This window comes from Ruegeria sp. BC1, assembly GCF_056539305.1.
In genome coordinates this window covers 50,575-76,924 of the sequence record NZ_JBQFUT010000008.1, presented here as the reverse complement: position 1 = coordinate 76,924, position 26,350 = coordinate 50,575, and the positions used below count along the sequence as shown (strand labels likewise).

The window sequence follows — 26,350 nt, the reverse complement described above, 5'->3', positions numbered from 1 at the left end:
CACCTTTCCGCCTTATTGAAAGGGACTTTAGAAGGCAAAATGCTCTCTTATCAACACATTTACCACGCTGGGAATCTGGCTGACGTACAAAAGCACGCTTTATTGGCATATGTGCTGGACTATCTGACCCGCAAAGACAAGCCGCTGACCTACCTTGAAACGCATTCGGGGCGCGGGCTGTACCAGTTGGACGCAGCCGAGGCGGTGCGCACGGGCGAGGCGTCAGCCGGTATCGGACGCGCGCAGCGTGAAGGGTGGTTCAGTCCGGAGCATCCACTTTCGGTTGCCTTGCAAAAGGTGCAGGCGCGCTATGGAGCACAGGCTTATGCGGGCTCGCCATTGATTGCAGCCAACTTGCTAAGGGATCAGGACAGTCTGCATTTTGCCGAACTACATCCGCAGGAACATGGGGCCCTGGCCAATGTGCTGTCGTCCTATGGGGCCAAGGTCTATAAAAAAGACGGCTACGAACTGGCGCATTCTTTGCTGCCACCTACCCCCCGGCGCGGGATGTTGTTGATCGACCCGAGTTATGAGGTGAAATCGGAATACGATCGCCTGCCGGGTATAATCGGCAAGGTGCATCGCAAGTGGAATGTCGGAGTGATTGCTCTGTGGTATCCGATACTTACGGACGGGCGGCACAAACCCATGTTAGATGCGCTGAAGAAACAGAATCTGACCAAGGCTGTGTGCCATGAGGTTCGGTTTCCGGCCGCACGCGAAGGTCACCGTATGATTGGTTCAGGGATGTTCTTCGTGAACGCTCCGTTCGGATTGACCGAAGAGACCGCGAAACTGGATGCAATATTCGCCCGGCTTGATCGAGCCTGAGCACAGGCAGAGCGCGCAATGTCGATGATCAATTACACGCCACGAGTGAGTCAACAAAATCCCTTGTTAGAATATGATGTGCAGTCCTAGAATTGTCGCAAGGAGGGGCGCCATGACTCGCCGACTCGCAACGGTTCTGGCCGCCGACATGGTGGGTTACAGCCGCTTGATGGAAGCCGATGAACAGGGGACACTGGCGCGGTTGCGCACGCATCGGATCGAACTGATCGACCCATCGATCGAGAAGAACCACGGAACGATCATCAAGACCACCGGAGACGGGATGCTGGTCGAATTTCCAAGCGCCTGCGATGCCGTTACCTGCGCTGCGGAGATTCAAAACCGTATGGTGCGTAGAAACACGGATGTTCCGCGCAATCAGCGCATCCAGTTTCGCATTGGCATTAACCTGGATGAAATCATTTTCGAAGACGGCGATATCTTTGGCAGCGGCGTCAACATTGCCGCCCGTCTGGAGCAGGCCGCCGAAGCGGGCGACGTGTTGATTTCCGGCGCTGTGCATGAACAGGTCTCCAGCCGGTTGGAGTTGCAATTTCATGATTTGGGAGATTTGACGCTCAAGAACCTGTCGCAGCCCGTGCATGCCTACCGGGTCGGGCTGGACCAGCCCGCCGGTGAGCCTGAGCAGGGCGCGGTGGGACAGGAAACAACAAAGGTCGTCAAACCGTCAATTGCGGTTTTGCCGTTCGAAAACATGAGCGGAGACTCAGAGCAGGAATTCTTCGCAGATGGGCTGACCGAGGATTTGCTGACGGAACTCAGCCGACGGCATGAGCTGTTCGTGATCTCGCGCAACTCGAGTTTTGTTTACAAGGGGCAGGCGGTAAATGTGCGCGAGGTGGGCGAGCAGTTGGGTGCTCAGTACATTGTCGAAGGCAGCGTACGCAAAGCCGGAAACCGGGTGCGTGTCACCGTCCAGCTGATCGACAGCCAGAGTGATGGCCACATCTGGGCCGAGAAATATGATCGCGACCTGGACGATATCTTTACCATTCAGGACGAGGTGACTTCGGCGGTGGTCGCCACACTGCCGGGACGGATCGAGGCCTCGCAGCAAGAGGGGCTGACACGCAGAAAGCCATCGAGTTTTGCGGCCTATGAATGCGTGCTGGCGGCAAAAGTTCTGCACCACCGCAGCACATGTGAGGACAATGTCGAGGCGATGAAGCTGATTGACCGGGCCATCGAACTTGATCCGGATTACGCTCATGCCCATGCTTGGAGCGGCTGCATTCGCGGGCAGGCCTGGGGATACGGGTGGTGCGAGGATCGCGATGCCATGCTGGCCTCCTGCGAGGACGCGATCCAAAAGGCCGCTTCGATGGATGACAACGACGCGGATGTTCATCGTCTGATGGCCGCGGTTCTGATCCTGCGAAACAACCTTGGGCGGGCGCGGTATCATCAGGAGCGTGCTTTGTCGTTGAACCCTAACTACGATCTGGTCGTCGTTCAGATGGGCGAGCTGCTGACATGGTCAGGCCGACCCGACGAAGGCGCAGAGTGGATTCAGAAAGCGATGCGGTTGAACCCGCATCATCCGCCCCGGTTCTGGAGCCATCTGGGAAAGGCGCGTTTCGGCGAAAAGCACTATGAGCAGGCGATAGACGACTTTGCCCATTTGCCCATTCTGGACCCCATTCAGGACGCTTATGTCGCTGCGTGTCACGCGTGGCTTGGAAACGACGCCAAGGCCCGAAAACATGTCGAGGCCATCCATACCGCGCAGCCCGACACCACAATGGAAGACCTTGTTGCGACCTTGCATTACGGTCGCGATGAGGACTTGCAACATTTTGTTCAGGGGGTGGAAAAGGCCGGATTGTCCTGACCTAAAAAGGGAAAAGCGGCCCGCAATCGCAGGCCGCTCGGTTTGTCAGGTCAGGTCTTTGTAGCTGATCTCTCGCGCGTCTGCACCGGGGCCGGTTTTTTCGCGGCGCACGATCAGACGGTTCAGCGCGTGGATATACGCCTTGGCCGAAGCCACCACGGTATCGGTATTGGCAGACTGGCCCGTGGCGATCATGCCATCCTCTTCCAGCCGGACCGAGACGGTTGCCTGCGCGTCGGTCCCGGCAGTGACCGCGTGGACCTGATAAAGTTGCAGATGTGCCTTGTTCGGATAGATCGCCCGGATCGCTCTGAAGGTTGCATCGACCGGACCGTCGCCGTGTTCTGTGGCGATGATGTCTTTGCTGTCCACCTCCAGTTCGACCGTCGATTCCGCCTGGCCGCCGGTACCGCAGGTGACCTTCATCGACACCAGTTGCAGGTGGTCGTTGGCCTCGTCGTCATCCATCGTCATCAGCGCGATGAGGTCGTCGTCAAACACCTCTTTCTTGCGGTCTGCCAAGTCCTTGAACCGCACGAAGATGTCTTTTAACTGGTTGTCTCCGACCTCATAGCCCAGTGTTTCCAGCTTGTCGCGCAACGCTGCCCGGCCCGAGTGTTTGCCCAGCGGCAAAGAGGTGCCTGACAGGCCGATATCCTCAGGTCGCATGATCTCGAAGTTTTCGCGGTTCTTCAGCATCCCATCCTGGTGGATGCCGCTTTCGTGTGCAAAGGCGTTCTTGCCGACGATGGCCTTGTTGAACTGCACGTTGAAACCCGACACCGTCGCCACACGGCGCGAGATATGCATGATCTTGGTGGTGTCGATCCCAGTGCGCCACGGCATGATATCGTTGCGGGTGCGCAGGGCCATTACGACCTCTTCCAGAGCAGTGTTGCCCGCACGTTCGCCCAGACCGTTGATGGTGCATTCGATCTGCCGTGCGCCGCCGGCAACAGCCGCCAGCGAGTTCGCTGTCGCCATGCCAAGGTCGTTGTGGCAGTGGGTCGCGAACACAACCTCATCCGCGCCCGGCACGGTTTCGATCAGCCGCTTGATCAAATCAGCGGATTCCAATGGCGCGGTGTATCCAACAGTGTCGGGGATGTTGATCGTGGTCGCACCAGCCTTGATCGCTATCTCGATCACACGGCACAGGTAATCCCACTCGGTCCGGGTTGCATCCATCGGCGACCACTGCACGTTTTCGCACAGGTTGCGAGCGTGGCTGACCGTTTCGTGGATTTTCTCGGCCATTTCGTCCTGTGTGAGGTTCGGAATGGCGCGGTGCAGTGGCGAGGTGCCAATGAAGGTGTGAATGCGGTTCTTTTTGGCGTGTTTCACCGCCTCCCAGCAGCGGTCGATATCGGCGAAATTCGCACGGGCCAGACCGCAGATGCGGCTGTTTTTTGATCGTTGGGCGATCTCGGACACTGCCTTGAAATCACCTTCCGACGCAATCGGAAAGCCAGCCTCTATGATATCGACGCCCATCTCGTCCAGCAGCTCGGCAATCTCAAGCTTTTCGTCATGGGTCATGGTGGCGCCGGGGCTTTGTTCGCCGTCGCGCAAGGTTGTGTCAAAGATCAAGACGCGGTCTTGGTCGGTCACGTTGGTCATGGGAATCTCTTTCTTCTTCTGTCCTAAAGCCTTTGGCGCGCGGGCGTCCTCCTCTGAGCGGGCGCGCCGGATGGCACGCTCAGAGGCGGATTAGGATCAGTAGGCCACGCAGCGACGCACCGCAAAGAGCGGTGTCGGCAAAAGGGATATCTGCGCGGTTGATCATGGGTTGAGGTTATACAGGTCGCGCCGCGAATGAAAAGACCATTTTGCAGCGTAACAGAGGCGGAGACCTTTATTTCGGCAGCCCATTGATACGCAAGCCCAGACGGCTAGGTGGAACGATATGGAAACGGCTTTGGTAATCGGCGCATCCGGTGGAATTGGGCGGGCGATCTGCAAACTGCTGAACGGACAGGGGGTGGCGGTGACAACCCTGTCGCGTTCTGCCGATGGGTTTGATCTGACGGATTCTGAACGTGTTCGCAGTGCGTTGGATGCAGTTCACAGGCCGTTTGATCTGATTTTGGTTGCGTCCGGCGCGTTGGAGATCAACGGGGCAAAACCGGAAAAGACCATTCGGGCCATTTCCGCTCGGGCGATGATGGATCAGTTCGCGCTGAATGCGGTGGGCCCCGCATTGGTCCTGAGCCATGCGTCGCGTCTGCTACCGCGTGACAGGCGCGCGGTTTTCGCCATTCTTTCTGCGCGCGTCGGATCGATCGGGGACAACCGGCTAGGCGGATGGGTCAGTTATCGGGCGTCAAAGGCGGCAGTGAACCAGATTGTCCGCACCTCGGCCATTGAACTGGCTCGCACCCATAAACAGGCAATCTGCGTCGCCCTGCATCCGGGTACTGTCCAGACAGAATTTACCCGAAAATACCTGGGCCGGAATCCTGCTGTTATGCCAGATCAAGCGGCTTTGAACCTGATGAACGTGATACAGCAGCTGAGTCCAGCTGATACCGGAGGGTTTTTCGATTGGGCGGGAAAGCCTGTGTCGTGGTAACTTACCGACTTTATCCGTCCGAACCGCCAGCGTCAGCGGGAGCAGGCTCGGGCGCTGCCTCGGATGAGGTGTCATTGGGATTCGCGATCTGATCGTTTTCCCAAACACCGGTCTCTTCCTGGCCGTTGGCATAGCGCATCGTGCCGTTGCCCTGACGTTTGGCGTCCACGAAACTGCCTTCGTAGACATCACCGCTCGGGTATGTCGCAACCCCGTCGCCGGTGATCTTCCCTTCGGTCCATTCACCGGAATAGCTGAATCCGTTTGCCATCTCGATATCACCCTGCCCGTGGCGCTTCCCTTCAAAGAAGTCCCCGGTATAGACAGTTCCGTCTGGGTAGGAGGCCGTGCCCGTGCCCTGCCGCAAGCCGTCGTTCCAGTCACCATCATAGCTGTAGCCGTTGGCGAAGGTCAGGATGCCTTTGCCGTGGTTCTTGGCGTTCTTGAACTGACCTTTGTAGACCGTGCCATCGGGGAAGGACAACGCACCCTGGCCTTCCATCACCCCGGCAATCCAGTCGCCGTCATAGGTCGAACCGTCCGAATAGGTGATCCGGCCTTTGCCCTCAGGCAGATCGTCTTTGAAATCGCCAACATAAACTGATCCGTCGGGATAGGTCAGCTCGCCCAGACCGTGGATTTGACCGTCGCTCCATTCGCCGGTGTAAACATAGCCATCCGTGCCCGTGTAGGTGCCCTTTCCATGCCGGAAATCATCTACGAATTCACCTTCGTATGTGTTTCCATTGGCATAGATCGCCTTGCCCATGCCCTGACGCCGCCCATTGACCAGCGGTCCTTCATAGACGGTTCCGTCGGCATTAGTCAGGACACCATTGCCGGTAATGCGGTTCTCGCTCCACTCTCCGACGTAGGTCATCCCGTCTGGCATGGTCTCGCTGCCCTGACCGTGGCGTTGGCCATCCTTGATATCGCCTTCGTATACTCTGCCGTCAGTCGAGGTGATCTTGCCCTTGCCCTGCTTGACGCCGTCCACCCAGTCTCCGTCATACCTGTACCCGCTGGGGTCGGTCATCACGCCTTTGCCGTGATGGCGGGCGTTCTGGAATCCACCTTCGTACCGAATACCGTTGGCATACTGGGCGACACCTGTGCCGTTGACTGCACCGTCTGACCATTCGCCTTCATAGGTGCTGCCATCGGCGTAGATGATTTTGCCTTGCCCTTCAGGTTTGCCCTTAGCAAACGTTCCTTCGTAGGTGGAGCCGTCCGGATAGCGTGTGACACCTTGCCCCTGAATTTCGCCTTCCACCCACTCGCCCGTGTATTCAAACCCGTTGGGCAAACGGTAGGTGCCTGTCCCATGCCGCAGGCCGTTTTCAAACGTGCCTTCGTATACGCCGCCGACTTCGTCATTCTTGGTGATCACCTGACCGTTCTGTGCGGCACCCCCCGAGGCGATCAGAGCTATCGCTAATACGGCAAGTGTAATGCGGAGAGCTTTCATAATCGGTCCTGTCTGCCGGGTGTTCATACTTTTGCGCAAAACTAAGGTACCCGTGGGGGCAGAGCAACGGGTTTTGCCGCATTTGCCTTTCACTCGCGCAATGATCTGCTAAATGGCAGTAAGTCTGACGAGGGCAAGAGGGCACAATGGCCGACCGTTTCCGCATCACTCTGGCGCAACTCAACCCCGTAGTGGGGGATATCGCGGGCAACGCCGCCAAGGCGTTGGCGGCGTGGCAACAGGCGCGCAAGGCCGGGGCTGATCTTGTGGCGTTCCCGGAAATGTTCATAACCGGTTACAATACGCAGGATCTGGTGGTTAAACCTGCGTTTCACCGCGCGGCAATGGCTGCGGTCGAAGAATTGGCGGCCCAATGCGCGGATGGGCCGGCTATGGCCATTGGTGGCCCATGGGCAGAAGGCGACAGCCTGCACAACGCCTACCTGATTTTGAAAGGCGGACGTATCGGCAGCAAAGTGCTCAAACATCACCTGCCGAATGAAACCGTATTCGACGAGGTGCGCCTTTACGATGCCGGGCCGTTGGGCGGGCCGTATTCCGTTGGCAACTCGCGCATCGGCAGCCCGATCTGTGAAGACAGCTGGCATCCCGACGTCGCCGAAACGCTGGAAGAGACTGGGGCCGAGTTTCTGCTGATCCCCAATGGCTCGCCTTATTTCCGCAACAAATACGATGTGCGATTGAACCACATGGTGGCCCGTGTGGTCGAAACCGGCCTGCCGCTGATTTATCTGAACATGGTGGGCGGTCAGGACGATCAGGTGTTCGACGGAGCCACATTCGGCCTGAACCCGGGCGGGGAGCTGGCCTTTCGGATGCCCGTTTTCGACGAGGCTGTAACCCATGTCGATTTGGAGCGCGGCAACGAGGGCTGGCGCATCGTGCCTGTCGAAATCGTGCCTCAACCGGATGAATGGGAGCAGGACTATCGCGCGATGGTGCAATCTCTGCGCGACTACATGGGCAAGACCGGGTTCAAAAAGGCTCTGCTGGGTTTGTCGGGCGGGGTCGATTCCGCCTTGGTCGCGGCGATTGCCGTGGATGCCATTGGGGCCGAGAATGTCCGCTGCGTGATGCTGCCGTCGGAATACACCAGTCAGGCCTCGCTGGACGATGCCGAGGCAGTCGCCAAGGCACTGGGTGTTCATTATGACTATGTTCCGATATCGGACAGCCGGGCAGCAGTGACGGAGACTCTGGCCCCATTGTTTGCTGGGCGCGAGGCGGATTTGACCGAAGAAAACGTCCAGTCCCGTCTGCGGGGTTTGCTGTTGATGGCGATCTCGAACAAGTTTGGTGAGATGTTGCTGACCACTGGCAATAAATCCGAAGTGGCTGTCGGATACGCCACCATCTATGGCGACATGAACGGCGGCTATAATCCAATCAAGGATCTGTACAAGACACGCGTGTTCGAGACATGCCGTTGGCGCAATGCCAATCACCGCGACTGGATGATGGGGCCTGACGGTGAAGTGATCCGCCCGTCCGTCATCGACAAGCCGCCCAGTGCCGAGCTGCGCGAGGACCAGAAAGACAGCGACAGCCTGCCGGACTACCCGGTGCTTGACGCTATTCTGGATATTCTGGTCGATCAGGACGGATCAATCGCCGATTGCGTGGCCGCCGGGTTCGATGAAGCCGTCGCGCGGCGTGTCGAGCATCTGATCTACATCAGTGAATACAAACGCTTTCAATCGGCTCCGGGTACGCGCCTGACCAGCCGGGCTTTCTGGCTGGATCGCAGGTATCCAATTGTGAATCGCTGGCGGGATCAGGGCTGAGCTGGCCGAACCTTTCCGGGTACGGTTGTCGCACGTTTCTTGTATCGGGCCAGTTGCATCATCTTTCGTATATTGTTTCGAGAAGTTAAATGGATTGTTAATTATTCCGACGTCTCGGGCGCTAAAGACTTGTAGATGTGCCATTTTCTTGACACATTTTAGCTTAATTATTGCCCCATGTGGGGCGGTGCAGTCTAATTTCGACAGTGCCGTTGTGTGGCACTACTAAATTTCGAATTCTGAGTTAACGGTTTGGTGTTATTATGTATGAAGGATACGATAAACCGCTTCATCCGCCTCTGAGGTACAAGTCTATGGAATCCGAGGCAAAGGTTCTGGATGAAACCACGCTGGATACGGCAATTGCCGATCTGTTGCGGGATGAGGAGCCCGAAGAGCCCGAGCCCCCTGTGGACTATGTGAAAACTCCTCCGGCTTTTCCTGAACTGCCTGATCAGGCTGAGATGGATGAAGAGGGCGAAACGAAAGATTCCGGCTTGGCGGCGACGTTGCGCCAGAAATGGGCCGAGTTGCGCGGCGCAGCATAAACAGCCGAGATTCTCAGGTGAGATGGCGCGTATTTTGCGTCTGTTGGCGTGATGGCCACAATTCCTAAAAATTGTAAACCTTGCGGTACAAGACGTGTTGTCTGCATGCTTGCTTCGCGCCTTCATGGCGATCAAAGCCATGAAGTAAGAGCAATTGATGCCAGGCCCAAAGCCAACCTTTGTCGAGCCAGATTTACACCTGCCCAAATCCGTGGATGTCGTCGTGATTGGCGGAGGGATCATCGGCGCGTCAACCGCGTTGGAGTTGGTCGAGCGTGGCGCGTCGGTTCTGTTGTGCGAAAAGGGCCAGATTGCCGGTGAACAAAGCTCTCGCAATTGGGGGTGGGTGCGTCTGGGAATGCGTGATCCGAGGGAAATCCCGCTTATGCAAGAGGCTCTGCGAATCTGGTGGAATCTAGATCAGCGCATCGGGCGCAAAACCGGTTATACCCGCTCTGGCATTCTGTTTGGCGCGTCCGGCAAGCGCGACCGGGGGCATCTGGAACAATGGATGCGCCATGTGGACGGGTTGCAGACGGGTGCAAAGCTGATCAACGGGGCGGAATTGGATGCCCTGCTACTAGGCAATCAGACGCCGTTCGACTGCGCGCTTCACATGCCGCTAGACGGTCGGGCAGAGCCGCAATGGACCGCCCCCGCAATCGCCGAGGCCGCCCGAGACAGGGGCGCGGTCTTGATGACCAACTGCGCCGTGCGGAGTGTCGAATCCGAAAGTGATGGCATTTCAGGAGTGATCACCGAGCGGGGCCGTGTGGCTTGCCGTTATGTCGTTTTGGCCGGGGGCGCCTGGTCGCGTCTATTTGCCGGGAATGCGGGGATAGAGCTGCCGCAGCTTAAGGTTCTGAGCACGGTTTTGCGGACTTCACCGGTTAAGGGGCCAGAGACGGCGCTCTGGTCCGATGACTTTGCGATTCGCAAGCGGGCAGATGGTGGCTATTCGATCGCGTCGGGCGAGGAAAACACCGTGGATGTCGTGCCCGACATTTTCAGGTTGGGCCGGCAGTTTCTGCCCGCCTTCGCACAGGAATGGCGGTCCCTTCGGTTCCGGCTATCGGATCGCTGGAGAGCCGAGGTGCGGCAGGATCGGAAGTGGCTGCCGACCGATGTGACACCGTTTGAACGATGCCGTGTGCTCGACCCCGAGCCGTCACGCAAGGCACTTCGGCGGGCCTGGGCTGCGGCGCGCAAAGGGTTTCCGGTGTTGGAGCAAGCGGAAATTGTTCAAAGCTGGGCGGGGATGATCGATGTCACCCCGGATGCCTTGCCTGTCATCTCGGGCGTCGAGGACATGCCGGGGATGTATATTGCAACCGGGTTTTCCGGTCACGGCTTTGGAATCGGTCCGGCGGCAGGTCGTCTGATGGCTGATCTGGTCGCCGAAACGACACCTTGCGTCGATCCGACCGCCTTTCGCCTGTCCCGTTTCACGGATGGCTCCAAGGTACGGCCGGATCCAGGATATTAGGGTTAACCCATCATCTGATAGCTGACGGGCACAAAGCGGAACCCGTCGCCACGAGTTTCGACGAAGCCTGCTGCCGGGAAGGGCATATGGTAACCGACCATCGGTACCTTATCCGCTGCCAGCATTCCCAGCACGTTGCGCCTTGATGCGGTGGCGGCGGCCTTATCCATGTCGAACTTGAACCCCCATTCTGGATGGGCGAATGACCAGACATAGTGATTGGCCAAATCTGCAGTCAGCACCAGCCGCTGACCGTTGCTTTCCAGATGATACACCGTATGTCCCGGCGTATGCCCAGCGGCGGTCATCGCGGTAATGCCCGAGGCGACCTCGCCGCCGTCATCAATAAAGCTCATCTTTTCGGCCTGTGGGGTGACCTTGGCGGCGACTATATCACCCACTCGATTGCCGGCCTCTTGCGCTGACCAGAAATCGTATTCGGCGGCTGCGGTGACGTAGCGTGCATTCGGGAAGGTCGGTGCGTCGTTTGTGGTCATTCCGCCAATATGATCGGGATGCATGTGGGTGATGACAACGACGTTGATCTGATCCGGGCTCACACCCGCATCCGCGAGCGCAGCCTGAATGCCGCCTTGTCCAAGTCCGGTGTCGAACAGAACAAGTTCCGTCCCCGTGTTGACCAACGTTGGAGTAAAGGGCAACAAAGCCTTATCCGGCGAGATAAAATTCTCAGACGAGACCCGGGCAAATTCTTCATCTGGTACGCCGTCGCCAAACATCTCTTTGACGTCGTCGCGTGGTGCGCTGCCGTCGAGCAGCGTGGTAACCGTGAAATCACCCAGCTTGAACGATCTGGCGATGGTGGAATTTGCTTTGGATTCAGCGCCTGCGGCCAGCAATGGCGTTGCGGCTGTGGCGAATGGCAAAGCCGCAGCAGAGCCCAAAACCGCGCGGCGTGTAAGTTTAAATGTCATTTTGGTTCTCCCTGTCCGAACTCCAATCGATGAAATAGGTCGGCGCGAGTTGCTTGCCAGTATAGACTGCAAGGATATGGGCTGCGTGAGCAAAACTTACGTGTTAAATTTTGTTTATGTCGCGATACGGGAACAAAACTGTACCCACAAGTGAAAGCGTTGAGGCGTTTTTGTCCACCGTTGAACCGGCGGCTAAAGCCGAAGACGCGCGCGTGTTGGATGCTCGTTTCCGGGAAACAACCGGGTTTGCGCCGGTGATGTGGGGGCCGTCGATTGTTGGCTATGGCCGCTACCACTATCGCTATAAATCCGGGCGCGAGGGGGACTTTCTGGCAACCGGATTTTCCCCGCGCAAGGCCGCCCTTTCGATCTATATTATGCCTGGGTATGCGGATTTTGGGGATATCCTGTCCCGCCTGGGCAAGCACAAGCTTGGCAAGTCCTGTCTGTATGTGAACAAGCTGGCGGATATCGATCAGGATGCCCTGTCCGAACTTATCCTCGCCGGGCTGAAGGATCTTAGCCAGTATTGGAAGGTCGAGCCGACCTGAAACTCCTGTTGGATTATTCTGCAACCCCGGTCCGCCGCGATCCGTTCGGCTGGACAATTGGCCAATCCTGTGACAAGAGCCGCGCCAACAGGAGACACCCATGACCACCACCCGTTTCGCCCCGTCGCCCACCGGTTACATCCATGTGGGCAACCTGCGCACCGCCCTGATGAATTACCTGATCGCCCGCAAGGCTGGCGGCACGTTCATTCTGCGTATCGACGACACCGACCCCGAGCGGTCGAAAGAAGAATATGTCGATGCCATCAAACAGGATCTGGAATGGCTGGGCCTGCATTGGGATCGGGTCGAGCGTCAGTCCGACCGTCTGGACCGCTATGCCGAAGCCGCCGACAGGCTGCGTGAAATGGGCCGGTTCTATGAGGCGTTCGAGACGCCGACTGAACTGGACCTCAAGCGCAAGAAGCAACTGAACATGGGCAAGCCTCCGGTCTATGACCGGGCGGCGCTGAATCTGTCGGAGGCCGAGAAAGACGCGCTGCGGGCTGAACGTGGCAATGGCGTCTGGCGCTTCAAGCTGGATCACGAGCGGATCGAGTGGACAGATGGCATTCTGGGCGACATCTCGATTGATGCGGCCTCGGTTTCCGATCCGGTTCTGATCAAGGCTGACGGTCAGGTTCTCTATACGATCGCTTCTGTGGTGGACGACACCGAGATGGGTGTGACCGATGTTGTGCGCGGATCAGATCACGTGACCAACACCGCGACCCAGATTCAGATCATAGAAGCACTGGGTGGCTCCTGCCCGCGTTTTGCGCACCACTCGTTGCTGACCGGCCCGCAGGGTGAGGCGCTGTCAAAGCGTCTGGGCACGCTGGCCCTGCGCGACCTGCGCGAACAAGGCGTTCAGCCCGCTGCCTTGCTGAGTCTTATGGCGCGGCTTGGGTCCTCTGATCCGGTCGAGCTGCGCTCGGACATGGCCGAGTTGATCGAAGGCTTTGATGTCACCCGCTTTGGTGCCGCGCCCACGAAGTTTGACGTGCAGGACCTGTTCCCGCTGACTGCAAAGCATCTGCAGTCGCTGCCGTTGGCGGATGTGGCTGAAGCAGTGGCCGACGCTGGCGTGCCCGCTGATCTGGCCGAGCCGTTCTGGGCAATGGCGCGCGAGAACATCACCACTCTGGCCGACCTGAAAGGCTGGTGGGAGCTGTGCCGCGACGGGGCCGAGCCTTTGATCGCAGACGAAGATCAGGCGTTCATCGCTGAGGCCGTGGCGTTGCTGCCGGAAGGCCCGTTCGACGGTGAAACCTGGGGCACATGGACCAAAGCGGTGAAAGAGGCCACGGGCCGCAAAGGCAAAGGTCTTTTCATGCCGCTGCGCAAGGCACTGACCGGCATGGAACGCGGGCCGGAAATGGCGGCCCTGATGCCGCTGCTGCAGGTGATCCGCGCCCGGGGCTGATCCCAGGGATTGCCAGTTCAAAAAATCAAAGTCTTGGCAAAGGCCAATCTGAAGCTCCCGAGTTAGTTCGGGAGCTTCTTTCGCATAGTCGGACGGCCCAAGTGTGTTATGCGCAGTGTGGCGCTGTTCAAACCAACTGCACCGAGATCTGCAGTCTTGTTGCGTCCTGATCGTTGACCCGAAACTTACTGGGGAAGGAGGAGCCTGGAATGAAGTGTTCTGCGTATATCGCCACAAGTGCCGATGGTTTTATCGCCAGGGCGGACGATAGTATCGATTGGCTGGAAACTGCGGGCAGACCAGAGGCTGGGGTGGGTGAAGGTTATATCGATTTTCCTTCCTACTTGGCTTCCGTGGATTGTTTGATCATGGGTCGCAAATCCATGGAGAAGATAAGCAGCTTCAATCTTGCACCAGCTCAATGGCCCTATGGTAAATTAAAGATCATTACGTTGAGCAAAACCGTCAAGACGCCCCCGGACAACCTGAAGGAAAAGGTTGAGATCTATTCAGGTGAGCTGCAGACGCTTTTGAGCAAGCTGGAAGCTGCAGGCCATCGGCATGCCTATATTGACGGAGGCACCACCATTCAGGCCTTCATAAATCAAAATTTGCTGGACGAGATTTTCGTCACGCAATTGCCAATCCTGATCGGTGAGGGAAAGCCACTATTCGGTAAGACACTCAAAGATGTAAACCTGACGGATGCGCGCGCTGTAGTCTGCCCCAGTGACTACATTCAGATACGTTATCGGGTGGAAAAAAACGTCTCGGAAAACTGAAAGCCGTTAGATGCTTTGGATAAGATCTTTTACGCAGATTGCACCGGTGTCTCTTAATCTGGCAGTTCAAGCGACACGGACAGCCGGTTTAGGCGGTCGTCTACAAATTCGGTTTCGGTGGACTTCAATTCTTGATGGCGGGGATACCGCGGGGCGGCCCGGTCGTTCATAATGGGGGCGTCCCATCCATCGGTAGTGGCGAAGAACCGGTCTGCTCCGTCTTCGCCAAAGGCGCGCAGATACCCCTGTACCACCACGTCTATGTAACTGAGCAACAACGGGTGTCGGTCGCTCGGTTCGGTGTGGCGGCCATGAGGCACTGCATAGACGGCGATTTCGACGTCATGTGTCAATGGGTGCGTAACGGCTTGTGTTGAAAGCACCCGGTCATATGCCCATTCCCGTTCGTCCAGCGCGGCCCAATCGTTCTTGGGGACGTGGGCGATCATGCCCTCGATTTCGGAATCGGCGTCCGGGATGGCGGTCAGAAAGGCAACCGGACGCAGATCGGTGTGACGCCAGGCACGACGCCAGCCTTTCAAACGCGCCGGATGAGGATCGGGAAAATCGTGGGTCGCCAGGTTCACGAGGCTGCCATAGCCAAAGAAATATGGGTCTGCCATGCGCCTTACAGTTCCTATTGAACGATTGATGTATGTCAAACCGCTTTTTTGCCCGACATGCAATAAGATCGCATCTTGAAATTTGGGAGGCCAATATGCGGATTACCAAACGGACAAATATCGCGGTGCGGTTGTTGATGTATTGTGCTGCGCATCAGGACAGACTGGTGACCAAATCCGAGATTGCCGACGTGTGCAATATCTCGGAAAACCACCTTGCGCAGGTAATCAACCAACTAAGCCAATTGAATTACCTCAGTACGCAAAGGGGCCGGAACGGAGGCATGTCACTGGCCCGTTCGGCGGATCAGATCCGCATTGGGTCAGTGTTTCGGCATGTCGAGGGGGATCTGCCGATCGCCGAGTGCTTTGCCGATGCGGATAACACCTGCCCGCTGACGGACGCTTGCAGGTTGCGATTGGCGCTGCGCGATGCTGCCGAGGTGTTCTATGCCTCGCTGGATGAGATCACGCTGGACGCATTGGTTTGCGACAACGACCAGTTGTTGAAGATACTGCAACCGGTCGCCTGCGTTCGCTGAAATCAGTCGGCGGCCCGCAGGATGCGGGCCGGGCGTACGTTCAATGGGCGCAGGGCAAAGATTAAGCCCGCGCCCAATGTCACAAGGATTCCGGCCAGAATGATGCTTAGGGCCGACGCCCAAATGACCGTGAACCCTGTGTCAAAGATATAGGTGGCGACGGCCCAACCGCCCAAAATTCCTGTCAGCAGGGCGACACCACCCGCTGCCGCGCCCAACAGGGCTGAGCGTAAGGCAAAACTGAACAGAATACGCCGCCGGTCAGCACCCAGCGTCTTGAGAATTGCGGCTTCGTATCGTCGCGCGGTCTCACCCGCCGCGGCGGCTCCGATCAGAACCAGAAAACCGGTCAGCAGTGACACGCCAGCACCATAGGACGTCGCCGCTGCCAACCCGGCCAGCAGGCCCGAGACGCGGTCAATCGCATCGCGCACACGGATCGCAGTGATGTTGGGAAACTGCCCGGCCAGATCGCGCAGAATGGCGGCTTCGGCCTGTTCTTCGGCATAGACGGTGGCGATAAAGCTGTGTGGGGCGCCAGCCAGCGCAGAGGGATTCATCGACATGATAAACCCCATCCCGGCGGTCGAGAAATCGACCTCGCGCAGGGAGGTGATTTCAGCAGTGATGTCCCGGCCCAGAATGTTCACGGTCAGTTCGTCGCCCAAGGACAGACCCATTTCCTGCGCTTCTTCGGCGGCGAAGCTGATTTGTGGCGAACCGGTGTACTCCTCACCCCACCACGTGCCTGCCGTGATGCGGGTGTTTTTGGGCGGATTGACGGAATAGGTCACGCCCCGGTCTCCGTCCAACACCCAATGGTCACCAGCAACGTCACGCGCAGGGCGGCCGTTGATCTGAGTGATGATCCCGCGCAGCATCGGGGCGCTTTCGATCCGGCTGACGGCGGGGTCTTTTTCCAACCGGTCAGTAAAGCCGGGCATCTGATCTTTCTGGATATCGACAAAGAAATAGGAAGGTGCCACATCCGGCAAGTTACCGGAGATCGCGTTGCGCAGGGTACCGTCGATCTGACCTACAGCAGCCAAAACCGAAAGCCCGAGGCCAAGAGACAAAACAACCGAGACTGCCCCCTCGCGCGGGTCCGAGATGGCGGACAAAGTCCACCGCAATGCGGGGCGACCGCGGGCAGAGGGTACGCTGACACGCGCCAGCTTGCGAATAGCGATGGCTGCGAAGGACAGCAAGAACAGCGCGCCGATAAGCCCTCCAGCGGTCCAGAGCGTCAGACGGGTCGACCCGCTGAACAATGCAGCCGACGCTATCAACAGCGCCAACCCAATACCCGTGGCCACGACAAACACCAGTCGCGGAAAGGCGCGGGCTGATGACAGCGCATCGCGAAACAGGGTTGCGGCACGTACCTCTTCGGTCCGGGCGAGAGGCCAGAGCGTGAAAAGGAACGCGGTGAGAATTCCGTACAGCGCGGCCTCGGCAAGGGGGCGGGGATAAATTGAAAAGACCGCCGGGACGGGCAGGCGGGCCTCAATCAACGGAGCCAGAAGCAGGGGAATGAACCCACCCAGGACAATGCCAAGCGTGATGCCGACCCCAGACAGAACCCCGATCTGGATCAAATAGGTCTGAAAGATCGTTGCCCGATCCGCCCCCAACGTCCGCAGAGTGGCGATGGTTTCTGTTTTTTGCGCCAGATAGGCGCGAACAGCAGCCGAGACCCCGATGCCACCGACCGCCAGACCGGACAGCCCAACCAGAACCAGAAATGAGCTAAGGCGAGCGACGAATTCCGCGATTCCCGGTGCCCCATTGCGGGCGTCGGTCCAGCGCATGCCGGTGCCCTCAAAACTCTGCTTTGCCATAGCGGACAAAGCTTCAAGATCGGTATGTGCGGGAAGTTTCAACCTGTACTTGGTGGAAAACAATGTGCCCGGTGCCAACAGGCCCGATTCTTGCAGGTCCTCGGTTAGAACCAACGTGCGCGGTCCCAGTCCAAATCCATCTGCAGCCCCGTCCGGTTCATGGATCAAAGCAGCCGTCAGGACGAAATCCTGCGTGCCAAGGGCAAAACGGTCTCCTATTGACAGACCCAGCCTGTCCACAAGAGACGGGTCCATTACGGCACCCGGCAGACCGTCCTGACCATCCAGAGCTGAGGCAAGCGTCTGCTCGGGCTCAAGGACCGGAACACCCAGTAACGGATAGGTCGCGTCCACCGATTTCACCTGTGTCAATGCGCGCCGGGTTTCCTCCCCCAGTCGAACAACGGCCATCGAGCGGAAATCGACCACTTCGGAGACTTCCGCTGCGATCTGATCCATCCAGTCCTGTTCCTCGGCGCTGGCGAAACGGTAAGTGAACTCCAGTTGCGCGTCCCCACCCAACAGTGCCGCACCTTCCTGCGCCAGACCGGTCTGAATTGCCATGCGCACAGATCCGACGGCAGCAATGGCCGCAACCCCAAGCGCCAGACAGGCGAGGAACACTCGAAAACCGCGCAAGCCGCCGCGTAGTTCTCGGCGGGCCAGACGGCCGGCCAGGCGCAGGCTCATTCCGCCGCCTCCTGCCGGGTGTTCTCGGCAATGCGCCCATCCCGCAGCCTCACGACCCGGTCGCATTTCCGGGCCAGAGAGTGGCTGTGCGTGACCAGAACCAATGTCGCGCCGTGTTTGTCACGCAGGCCGAACAACAGCTCGATGATGGCGGCGCCGTTCTTCTCGTCCAGATTTCCGGTTGGCTCATCTGCCAGCAGAATCTGAGGTCGCGGCGCGGATGCCCGCGCCAGTGCCACCCTTTGTTGCTCACCCCCCGACAATTGTGCCGGGTAATGATCCCTTCGATGCGACAACCCTACCGAGGCCAGTTCCGCTTCGGCCCGATCAAACGCGTCCCTGTGACCGGCCAGCTCCAATGGTGTGGCTACATTTTCCAGTGCGGTCATTGTCGGGATCAGATGGAAGTTCTGGAACACCACGCCCATGGCGTCGCGCCGGAACAAGGCCAACCCGTCTTCGTCCATGGCGGTCAGTTCGTGGCCAAGTGCGGTAATTCTGCCCGCTGTTGCCTGCTCAAGCCCACCCATCAGCATCAGTAGAGAAGATTTGCCCGATCCCGACGGCCCAACCAGCCCTAGCGTTTCGCCCTTTGTTACGGTCAGGTTGATATCGTGCAGGATATCTACCCGCCCGGCATTGCCTTCCAGGGATAAAGCAGCATTTTGGAGTGCAAGAACAGGTGTTGTCATAGGTCTTTCCAAACGAGGGCGGTCATTTGGGATATGGAGCGGTTCAGATGTTGCGCAAGGCTTTGATGTCGGTGCTGTTTGTCTGCTGCGGCTTTGCGGCCACAGCCGAACAGGTTGTGATCGCCGCATTGGGGGATTCCCTGACCCAAGGCTACGGGTTACCGGAACAAGACGGGTTCGTTCCGCAATTGGACCGGTGGCTGAAAGCGCAGGGTGCGGATGTGCGCCTGATCAACGCTGGTGTTTCCGGCGATACCACGGCCGGAGGAGCCGCTCGAGTGGATTGGACGCTGACACCCGATGTGGACGGGATGATCGTTGCGCTGGGTGGAAACGACCTGCTGCGGGGGATCGACCCGACGGTGTCGCGTGCCAATCTTGAGGCAATAGTCAAAGCTGCCGAAGCCTCGGATGTTGATGTTTTGCTGATTGGGATGCAAGCGCCGGGAAATTACGGGCCTGACTACAAAGCGGCCTTTGACGCGATATACCCAGAATTGGCTACGGCTTATGAAACGGGCTACGCCTCGAGCTTCTTTGCCGGTTTAACCGCTGAAAGCGATCCGGATGCAGCCCGACACTTCATGCAGCCGGACGGCATCCATCCGAATGCCGAGGGTGTGGCGTTGATCGTCGAATCCCTAGGGCCCCTTGTGTTGGAGCTTGTGAACGCCACCCGGCAGTGATCAGACAACGGTCACGACGGTTCCAATCGGCACGCGTTCATACAGATCGATCACATGCGCGTTCAGCATTCGGATACACCCATTTGAGACCGCATGACCGATGGTCTGCGGCTGCGTGGTTCCGTGAATGCGGAAATAGGTGTCGACGCCATTCTGGAAAAGATACAGCGCGCGGGCTCCCAACGGATTGTCACCGCCGCCGGGCTGGACATAGTCATTGTCCTTGAACCGGGCATAGGTCACGGGTTCGCGTTCGATCATCTCGTCAGTCGGACGCCAGGTCGGCCATTCTTTCTTGACGTCGATGGTTGCGGTGCCGGTAAACTCCAACCCGGCCTTGCCGACCCCAACGCCATAGCGGATCGCCTTGCGCGGCTCGGTCACGTAGTACAGGTAGAATGAGCGCGGCGCGACCAGCAACTGACCCGGCTGAAACTGCTTCTTGATGCGTACAAACTGCGGCGTCGGGTCATATTCGACCGCTTTCTTGGCGCTGGCTATGCCGGGCAACAGACATACGGCTGTCCCGGCCACAAAAGCGCGGCGAGTAAACATATTGCGTCCCTTCCAAAGACCAATGAACTTTTGACTATAGTTTCGAAATGATAGCCGATTTGGTCAATCGTCGGGAATGTATAACTGAAATGTGATGTATTCTGCGTGCCACACAGGCCGAACCGGGCCTGATGGTGAAACGAAAAAGGGTGAGGAAATCACCTCACCCTTTCAAAAGCTTATGCCAGCTCGATGTTGTCGGCGCTTTCGCGGCCGTCACGACCCGAGCGCAGCTCGTACGTGACTTTCTGGTTGTCGGCCAGACCGGTCAGGCCCGAGCGTTCGACGGCCGAGATGTGTACGAAGATGTCTTTGCCCCCATCTTCGGGTGCGATGAAGCCGTAGCCTTTGGTGGTGTTGAACCATTTTACGGTGCCTGCGGGCATATCCGTTGTCTCCTGATAGGTGCTGCCCACGTGGATGCGGCAGCCTGGCGTCGTTGTCTGGATCGATAGACTGAGCGCCGGTGAAGGAGACAGTAGGTCGAATAGAAAAACGTTAGCGCTGTAGATATGGCATTCGGTTGGGGACGTGGCAAGGGTAGAGTGAAAGTAGACTTTGCGCCAAAACAGAGGATTTGCGGTTTCAGCCGATCCTATGTTTTAGTCCGCGTAGGATGCTTCGACTCCGAAAAGGTCCATCGCCTTGAAGACCATGTAAAAATCGAAAGGTGTGCGTTGCCCTGATAGCGGGCCGCTTTCCCAATCGCGAATATAGTCGACCATGCTTCGCGAGAATCTTGGATTTGTGGGCGGTTTCAGCGGATCGAATTTGAGTGCTTCTTTTCGCTGCCTCTGCGCGCTACACAACATCTCATAGACGATAACGAAACAGCAATATTCGTGAAAGAAATCGACAAAAAACTGATTAGGTTGCTCGAGAGGGGTTGATTCCTCCGGCAACAAACCAAAAAAGCAAGGCTTTTCGCCAGATTCGCCATCGGATTGCGTCAGTGCAAACAGCAGGGAGCCAAAAACTTTCAGGTGGCTTGGAGTGTCCACTCCCAAACCTTTCCAGTAGTTTCTGCAATTTCTTTGAAAAGAAGCGATTGCGCGGTTGAACCCGTCATCATTGATTACAAGTGGCCCACAATCGAAACTATGCGCCACTTCTTCTGCTCGCATCTCTAGCTCGCCTCGAAGGTTATCGGGCTCCCGCAGATAAATCGCGAGTCTTGTCTTTAGGCCGTTGGTCACAAATGACTCTTATATTTCTTGGATCTAAAATTCACATTAGGGAATGTTGTACGATGTACGAAATGCGCGCTGGTATTGCCTCTGGGCTTTCATTGTAAAACGGATCATCTTCGGGCACACGGTTAGAGCCAATCCGCTTATATTCCGGGTTGGATTTCGCAGCGTCTCTGGCTTTTTTGACCTGGTCCCAGTCAGAAGGTGTTTTTCCGGTCATAATTACGTCCTCATAGATTTAGGGCGCCAAAAGGCGCCCAAGAGAATGAATCACCCATAACATCCTTCCAGAACCTGAACAAGTCGTTCTTGGGTGCGGCAATTTACTCGGTTTTCCTGTGAGCTTTCTGCCTGATCACCGCGCAAACTTCTTATGCTTCAACCGCTTGGGTTCCAACGCATCCGGTCCCAGTCGGCGCTTTTTGTCCTCTTCGTAATCCTCGAAGTTGCCCTCGAACCATTCCACATGGGCATCCCCCTCAAACGCCAGAATATGCGTGCAAATCCGGTCGAGGAAGAAGCGGTCGTGTGAGATGACGACGGCGCAGCCGGCGAAATCGACCAGCGCGTCTTCCAGCGCGCGCAGGGTTTCGACGTCCAGATCATTGGTCGGTTCGTCGAGCAGCAGGACGTTGCCGCCCTCTTTCAGCAGGCGGGCCATGTGGACGCGGTTGCGCTCACCCCCTGACAGCAAGGAAACCTTTTTCTGCTGGTCGCCGCCCTTGAAGTTGAAGGACGAGCAATAGGCGCGGGAATTGACCTGCGCGTCGCCCAACTGGATGATCTCAGCACCGCCAGTGATCGCCTCCCACACGGTATCACCATCTTTCAGGTCGTCGCGGGACTGATCGACATAGGACAGCTGCACAGTGTCGCCCAAAGTGATCGAGCCGCTGTCAGGCTGTTCCTGACCGGTCAGCATTTTGAATAGGGTTGATTTACCGGCACCGTTGGGGCCGATGACGCCGACAATGCCGCCGGGGGGCAGGGCGAAGTCCAGCCCTTCGATCAGTTGCTTGTCGCCCATGTGCTTCGACAGGCCCTCGACCTCGATCACCTTGCCGCCAAGGCGCTGGCCGTTGGGGATGACGATCTGAGCGCGGGTCAGCTTCTCGCGTTCGGACTGTTCTGCCAGCTCGTTATAGGCATTGATCCGGGCTTTGGATTTGGCCTGACGGGCTTTTTGACCCTGACGCATCCATTCCAACTCGCGCTGCAGGGTCTTCTGCTTGGACTTGTCCTCGCGCGCTTCTTGCTCCAGCCGTTTGGCCTTTTGTTCCAGCCACGCGGAGTAGTTGCCCTCGTAAGGAATGCCGCGGCCACGGTCGAGTTCCAGAATCCAACCGGTGATGTCATCCAGGAAGTACCGGTCGTGGGTGACGATCAGGATGGTGCCCTTGTAGTCGATCAGGTGCTGTTGCAGCCAGGCGATGGTCTCGGCATCGAGGTGGTTGGTCGGCTCGTCGAGCAGCAGCATGTCGGGCGCTTCCAGCAGCAGTTTGCAGAGCGCTACGCGGCGTTTCTCACCACCCGAGAGGTTGGCGATGTTGGCGTCGTCCGGCGGGCAGCGCAGCGCCTCCATCGAGACGTCGATCTGGCTGTCGAGGTCCCAGAGGTTCTCGGCGTCGATGGCGTCCTGCAGAGTGGTCATTTCCTCCATCAGCTCGTCCGAGTAGTTCTCGGCGATCTCCATGGCGATCTCGTTAAAGCGGTCGACCTTGGCCTTTTTCGCAGCGACGCCCAGCATGACGTTTTCCCGGACGCTGAGGGATTCATCCAGTTGCGGCTCCTGCGGTAGATAGCCGACTTTGGCACCCTCGGCGGCCCATGCCTCACCGGTGAAGTCGGTGTCGAGGCCAGCCATGATCTTCATCAGCGTCGATTTACCCGCGCCGTTGACGCCGACAACACCGATTTTCACGCCGGGCAAAAAGCTCAGGTGGATGTTTTCAAAGCACTTCTTGCCACCGGCATAGGTCTTGGAGACACCCTGCATGTGGTAGACATATTGATAGGCGGCCATGTCGCGTCCTCTGGGTCGGGGAAATTGGGTTGAAACGCTAGATATCCAAGCCGAGCGGGCGGGGCAAGCTGGTGGTTTTGTGATTTTTGTTGGGAATGGGCCTGACGTAGAAGGGCCGAGACAAGCAAGAGGTGTGAGTTGACCGATTTGGCTGAGTTGATCGCGAGTTGGGCTAAGCCCGGCTGTGTTAGGTGGATTGGTCTCCGACCTGCCCGACGGGCCGGAATAAGGGTAATGAAAGAGGTCACGATCTCTGCCGACGGCCTCGATGGCGACCGAGGCCGCTCGGGCAAACGGGCGGTGACACTAATCCAGCAGGAGTATCTTGCGGCTATTGGTTCGTATCTGGGACAAGGACCAGTTGCGCCCGAGGTGCTGCGGCGCAATCTGGTGGTTTCAGGGATCAATCTGGCGGCACTCAAGGAGCGTGAAGTGCAGGTTGGAGGGGCAATATTGCGCTTTACTGTGATCTGCGCGCCCTGCAGCCGGATGGAGGAGGCGTTGGGCAAAGGCGGCTATTCCGCCGTGCGTGGACATGGTGGGTGGTGTGCCGAAGTGGTGCGGCCCGGGCAGGTGAGGCTGGGTGATGTAGTGCAACCTGTTGATTGACAAGCCGCTTCAGTTCTGAACAACAGCAAGGGATGTTGCGAAATGCCATTCCCTATGCACGACCCGGTCAGGTTATCGGATTGTTTGGTGGGTCATTCGATCCGCCGCACAGAGGGCATGTGCATGTCACGCTTGAGGCTATGAAGGCGTTCGGGCTGGATCGGGTGTGGTGGCTGGTTTCTCCGGGTAATCCGTTGAAGGCACATGGGCCTGCTCCCTTGATGCAAAGAATGACCGCCGCGAGAGACCTAATGCAACATCCCCGGGTCGATGTGACGGATATCGAGGCGCTGACCGGAACCCGAGCGACAGCGGATACACTGAAGGCTCTGCAAGATTATTATCCTCAAGTGCGGTTCGTTTGGCTGATGGGGGCCGACAATCTGGCTCAATTTCACCGCTGGAAGGATTGGCGGGCCATTATGGACAATGTGCCTGTGGGTGTGGTCGCGCGACCGGGGGATCGGATATCGGCCCGGATGTCGCCTGCTGCGCGTGTCTATGCTAGGTACCGGATCGACGGTCAGGCGCGTCATTTGCTGGGGCGGGCGCAGGCTCCGGCGTGGTGTTTTGTGAATGTGCCGATGATCGATGTCAGCTCGACCGAAATTCGCATACGTGGTGGATGGGATGGCGGGGTGTTGCCTGAATAGCCCCCATGCGGGCATAATGCCATTCAGTGGTTGTTTGCCTGTGATCTCTGGGATTTTAATTGACCCATGGTTGATCGTATTTCGCGTCGCTTCTTTCTTGCAGGCCTGGGGGCCTCACTTGTTCCGGCTTCGGTTCTGGCAGATGCACCGTTGGTGTCACTGCGCCCTCAGCTTCGCGGTGTACAGCCCAGCGGGGCCGAGCGGCTTGTTAAGGCCGCAGGGTTGCGGGGCGAAGTTGTTTTTGCTGTCGCTGACGTGGAAACCGGAGCGCAGCTTGAGGCGTTTGAAGGAGATCACGGCCTGCCGCCTGCCAGCGTGGCAAAGGCGCTGACCGCGCTGTACGCGCTTGACGTCCTGGGGCCGGATTATCGGTTTGAAACCAAGCTGGTGGCAGACGGGCCTATCGAAAACGGCATCATCAAGGGCGATCTGATCCTAGTGGGCGGCGGAGATCCATTGCTGGACACGGATGCGCTAGCCACCATGGCAGCCAATCTGCGCGAAGCAGGGATCACCGAGGTGCGCGGGGCCTTCAAGGTCTATGACGGCGCTTTGCCGTACGTGTTCAGTATCGACCCCGGACAGCCCGATCATCTGGGGTACAGCCCGGCAATCAGCGGTATTTCCCTGAACTTCAATCGCGTGCATTTTGAATGGAAACGGCAGGGCACAAGTTATGATATCGCTATGGATGCGCGTAGTGCACGCTACAAACCATCGGTGGATATGGCGTCGATGCTGGTTGAGGGCCGCAAGGCCCCGATCTACACGTATCAGCCCAGTGCGCGGCAGGATCGATGGACTGTGGCCAAAGCTGCATTAGGTAACGGCGGTGCGCGGTGGCTGCCCGTGCGCAAGCCCGCGCTTTATGCTGGGGATGTGTTTCGAACTTTAGCGCGGTCTAATGGCATCAAGTTGGGGCGGGTCCAGATCACACGGGAACAACCACAGGGAACCGTTCTGGTTGCCCATCAAAGTGACCCGCTGGACAGTATCCTGCGAGGAATGTTGAAGTACTCGACCAATATTACAGCGGAAATGGTCGGAATGGCGGCCTCGAAAGCGCGGGGTGCAAATATCCAGAGTTTGGCCGGCTCGGCTGCGGAAATGAACCTTTGGGCGGCTGAAACCTATGGCGTGTCCGGGATTGAGATGGTGGATCACTCAGGGCTTGGCGATGCGTCGCGCGTCGCGCCCGCGGATCTGGTAACGGCCTTGGTGGCGGCGCGAAAGGACGGAGCACTGCGACCGCTGCTCAAGAGGTTCACGTTGATGGACAGCAAGGGGAGACCGGTCAAGGACCACCCGATCAGGGTGGATGCCAAGACAGGGACGCTGAATTTCGTGTCAGGATTGGGTGGCTTCATCACTGCTCCGAATGGTTCCGAGCTGGCCTTCGCCATCTTTACCGCTGATGTCGACCGCCGTGCGACGATCCCGCGCGCACTACGTGAACGTCCAGACGGCGCGCGCAGCTGGAACAGTAGATCGCGCAAGCTGCAACGGGCTTTGATCGAGCGTTGGGGAACGCTTAAAGGCAGCTAACCTCAGGTCGTATGACGTGCCCGTGCGCCGCGTTCGATGGCCGCCGCGTGAAGGCGGTCGATGCTCAGCTCATACCGGATTTCTTCCAATAGTCGCAGCTCGGTTTCCGCAAGAGAGCCATCTGCCGCGGCTACGTCGCAGGCCAGCGCATATGCTGTCTCGTTCAGGCGTTCCGGCAGGTTGTCGCGGATCAGGCCGAAAAGGGCATCCAGGCCGTCCTCTTGTTCGAACAGATCGAACACGGTTTGCGATACGCGGCGGGTGCGGTCGATATCGTATTCAGCAAACACCGGCAGCATGTTTACCGCGCCTTCGATCTTGACCAACTCGGCCGTGCGGATCGTTTCGTCCGACGCGGACACCGCAACCATGATCGCAACAAGGCAATCCTGAGGGGACATTGGGTGGGGTACTTGTTCGGTCATGATTTCGTCCTGATTGG

26 protein-coding genes are annotated in these 26,350 nt (G+C 57.9%); 14 read left to right on the top strand and 12 right to left on the bottom strand.

Going from position 1 to position 26,350, the window contains the following annotated elements:
* Positions 1-39: 39 nt before the first annotated feature.
* Together ACR0IY_RS16625 and ACR0IY_RS16620 are read left to right on the top strand one after the other, a co-directional pair.
* A complete protein-coding gene (locus ACR0IY_RS16625) occupies positions 40-834 on the top strand; it encodes a 23S rRNA (adenine(2030)-N(6))-methyltransferase RlmJ (protein WP_480675213.1) in 795 nt (264 codons plus the stop codon).
* Positions 835-946: 112 nt separating this feature from the next.
* Positions 947-2,686: an adenylate/guanylate cyclase domain-containing protein gene (locus tag ACR0IY_RS16620; protein WP_480675211.1), complete on the top strand. Its 1,740-nt coding sequence runs from the start codon at positions 947-949 to the stop codon at positions 2,684-2,686.
* A gap of 45 nt (positions 2,687-2,731) precedes the next feature.
* Here ACR0IY_RS16620 and ACR0IY_RS16615 read toward each other — a convergent pair whose 3' ends face one another.
* The gene (locus ACR0IY_RS16615) at positions 2,732-4,306 is read right to left on the bottom strand and encodes a 2-isopropylmalate synthase (protein ID WP_480675209.1); all 1,575 of its coding nucleotides are present in this window, start codon (positions 4,304-4,306) and stop codon (positions 2,732-2,734) included.
* A gap of 286 nt (positions 4,307-4,592) precedes the next feature.
* On the opposite strand from ACR0IY_RS16615, the gene ACR0IY_RS16610 reads away from it, so the two are divergent.
* Positions 4,593-5,258 (top strand): SDR family NAD(P)-dependent oxidoreductase, encoded by a 666-nt coding sequence (locus tag ACR0IY_RS16610; protein ID WP_480675207.1) that lies wholly within the window; start codon positions 4,593-4,595, stop codon positions 5,256-5,258.
* Between the two features lie 10 nt (positions 5,259-5,268).
* On the opposite strand, the gene ACR0IY_RS16605 is transcribed toward ACR0IY_RS16610, so the two are convergent.
* Entirely contained in the window at positions 5,269-6,726 is a 1,458-nt protein-coding gene (locus ACR0IY_RS16605; protein ID WP_480675205.1) for an MORN repeat-containing protein, read from the bottom strand.
* 146 nt (positions 6,727-6,872) lie between these two features.
* Here ACR0IY_RS16605 and ACR0IY_RS16600 point away from each other — a divergent pair, with 146 nt between their 5' ends.
* The 3 genes from ACR0IY_RS16600 (at position 6,873) to ACR0IY_RS16590 (ending at position 10,565) form a co-directional block, all read left to right on the top strand.
* A complete protein-coding gene (locus ACR0IY_RS16600) occupies positions 6,873-8,531 on the top strand; it encodes an NAD+ synthase (protein WP_480675204.1) in 1,659 nt (552 codons plus the stop codon).
* A 314-nt stretch (positions 8,532-8,845) separates the two neighbouring features.
* Positions 8,846-9,079, top strand: a complete 234-nt coding sequence (locus tag ACR0IY_RS16595) for a hypothetical protein (RefSeq protein ID WP_480675202.1) — start codon at positions 8,846-8,848, stop codon at positions 9,077-9,079.
* A 157-nt stretch (positions 9,080-9,236) separates the two neighbouring features.
* On the top strand, positions 9,237-10,565 hold the full coding sequence (locus ACR0IY_RS16590) for an NAD(P)/FAD-dependent oxidoreductase (protein WP_480675200.1): 1,329 nt from the start codon (positions 9,237-9,239) through the stop codon (positions 10,563-10,565).
* A 2-nt stretch (positions 10,566-10,567) separates the two neighbouring features.
* Here ACR0IY_RS16590 and ACR0IY_RS16585 read toward each other — a convergent pair whose 3' ends face one another.
* A complete protein-coding gene (locus ACR0IY_RS16585; protein ID WP_480675198.1) occupies positions 10,568-11,500 on the bottom strand; it encodes an MBL fold metallo-hydrolase in 933 nt (310 codons plus the stop codon).
* A 116-nt stretch (positions 11,501-11,616) separates the two neighbouring features.
* Here ACR0IY_RS16585 and ACR0IY_RS16580 point away from each other — a divergent pair, with 116 nt between their 5' ends.
* From ACR0IY_RS16580 to ACR0IY_RS16570, 3 genes are all read left to right on the top strand, one after another.
* Positions 11,617-12,051, top strand: coding sequence for a DUF1801 domain-containing protein (locus ACR0IY_RS16580; RefSeq protein ID WP_480675196.1), 435 nt, complete (start codon positions 11,617-11,619; stop codon positions 12,049-12,051).
* Between the two features lie 100 nt (positions 12,052-12,151).
* A complete protein-coding gene (gene gltX, locus ACR0IY_RS16575) occupies positions 12,152-13,477 on the top strand; it encodes a glutamate--tRNA ligase (RefSeq protein WP_480675194.1) in 1,326 nt (441 codons plus the stop codon).
* A 209-nt stretch (positions 13,478-13,686) separates the two neighbouring features.
* Complete coding sequence (locus tag ACR0IY_RS16570; RefSeq protein WP_480675192.1) at positions 13,687-14,259, top strand: dihydrofolate reductase family protein; 573 nt, start codon at positions 13,687-13,689, stop codon at positions 14,257-14,259.
* A 53-nt stretch (positions 14,260-14,312) separates the two neighbouring features.
* Here ACR0IY_RS16570 and ACR0IY_RS16565 read toward each other — a convergent pair whose 3' ends face one another.
* Positions 14,313-14,882, bottom strand: a complete 570-nt coding sequence (locus ACR0IY_RS16565; protein ID WP_480675190.1) for a gamma-glutamylcyclotransferase family protein — start codon at positions 14,880-14,882, stop codon at positions 14,313-14,315.
* Positions 14,883-14,977: 95 nt separating this feature from the next.
* Here ACR0IY_RS16565 and ACR0IY_RS16560 point away from each other — a divergent pair, with 95 nt between their 5' ends.
* Positions 14,978-15,424 (top strand): RrF2 family transcriptional regulator, encoded by a 447-nt coding sequence (locus tag ACR0IY_RS16560; protein WP_480675188.1) that lies wholly within the window; start codon positions 14,978-14,980, stop codon positions 15,422-15,424.
* A gap of 2 nt (positions 15,425-15,426) precedes the next feature.
* Here the strand turns inward: ACR0IY_RS16560 and ACR0IY_RS16555 are convergent, their stop codons facing one another.
* Both ACR0IY_RS16555 and ACR0IY_RS16550 read right to left on the bottom strand, forming a co-directional pair.
* Entirely contained in the window at positions 15,427-17,955 is a 2,529-nt protein-coding gene (locus ACR0IY_RS16555; protein WP_480675185.1) for an ABC transporter permease, read from the bottom strand.
* Positions 17,952-18,647, bottom strand: coding sequence for an ABC transporter ATP-binding protein (locus ACR0IY_RS16550; protein ID WP_480675183.1), 696 nt, complete (start codon positions 18,645-18,647; stop codon positions 17,952-17,954). The genes ACR0IY_RS16555 and ACR0IY_RS16550 overlap by 4 nt, the downstream gene beginning before the upstream one ends.
* A gap of 47 nt (positions 18,648-18,694) precedes the next feature.
* On the opposite strand from ACR0IY_RS16550, the gene ACR0IY_RS16545 reads away from it, so the two are divergent.
* Complete coding sequence (locus ACR0IY_RS16545; protein ID WP_480675181.1) at positions 18,695-19,333, top strand: arylesterase; 639 nt, start codon at positions 18,695-18,697, stop codon at positions 19,331-19,333.
* Here the strand turns inward: ACR0IY_RS16545 and ACR0IY_RS16540 are convergent, their stop codons facing one another.
* The 5 genes from ACR0IY_RS16540 to ettA form a co-directional block, all read right to left on the bottom strand.
* Positions 19,334-19,888 carry a L,D-transpeptidase gene (locus ACR0IY_RS16540; RefSeq protein ID WP_480675179.1) on the bottom strand — a complete coding sequence of 185 codons (555 nt, stop codon included), beginning with the start codon at positions 19,886-19,888 and terminating at the stop codon, positions 19,334-19,336.
* 179 nt (positions 19,889-20,067) lie between these two features.
* The gene (locus tag ACR0IY_RS16535) at positions 20,068-20,274 is read right to left on the bottom strand and encodes a cold-shock protein (RefSeq protein ID WP_170378838.1); all 207 of its coding nucleotides are present in this window, start codon (positions 20,272-20,274) and stop codon (positions 20,068-20,070) included.
* Positions 20,275-20,490: 216 nt separating this feature from the next.
* Positions 20,491-21,084 (bottom strand): hypothetical protein, encoded by a 594-nt coding sequence (locus ACR0IY_RS16530; protein WP_480675177.1) that lies wholly within the window; start codon positions 21,082-21,084, stop codon positions 20,491-20,493.
* 31 nt (positions 21,085-21,115) lie between these two features.
* Complete coding sequence (locus ACR0IY_RS16525; protein WP_480675176.1) at positions 21,116-21,298, bottom strand: hypothetical protein; 183 nt, start codon at positions 21,296-21,298, stop codon at positions 21,116-21,118.
* Between the two features lie 135 nt (positions 21,299-21,433).
* A complete protein-coding gene (gene ettA / locus ACR0IY_RS16520) occupies positions 21,434-23,101 on the bottom strand; it encodes an energy-dependent translational throttle protein EttA (RefSeq protein ID WP_480675174.1) in 1,668 nt (555 codons plus the stop codon).
* Between the two features lie 234 nt (positions 23,102-23,335).
* Here ettA and ACR0IY_RS16515 point away from each other — a divergent pair, with 234 nt between their 5' ends.
* The 3 genes from ACR0IY_RS16515 to dacB all read left to right on the top strand — a co-directional run bounded on the left by ACR0IY_RS16515 (position 23,336) and on the right by dacB (position 25,908).
* The gene (locus ACR0IY_RS16515; RefSeq protein WP_480675172.1) at positions 23,336-23,710 is read left to right on the top strand and encodes an MOSC domain-containing protein; all 375 of its coding nucleotides are present in this window, start codon (positions 23,336-23,338) and stop codon (positions 23,708-23,710) included.
* 32 nt (positions 23,711-23,742) lie between these two features.
* Complete coding sequence (locus tag ACR0IY_RS16510; protein WP_480675170.1) at positions 23,743-24,363, top strand: nicotinate-nucleotide adenylyltransferase; 621 nt, start codon at positions 23,743-23,745, stop codon at positions 24,361-24,363.
* 66 nt (positions 24,364-24,429) lie between these two features.
* Positions 24,430-25,908, top strand: coding sequence for a D-alanyl-D-alanine carboxypeptidase/D-alanyl-D-alanine endopeptidase (dacB, locus tag ACR0IY_RS16505; protein WP_480675168.1), 1,479 nt, complete (start codon positions 24,430-24,432; stop codon positions 25,906-25,908).
* Between the two features lie 2 nt (positions 25,909-25,910).
* Here the strand turns inward: dacB and ACR0IY_RS16500 are convergent, their stop codons facing one another.
* Positions 25,911-26,333, bottom strand: coding sequence for a tellurite resistance TerB family protein (locus ACR0IY_RS16500; RefSeq protein WP_170350540.1), 423 nt, complete (start codon positions 26,331-26,333; stop codon positions 25,911-25,913).
* Between the last annotated feature and the right edge of the window lie 17 nt (positions 26,334-26,350).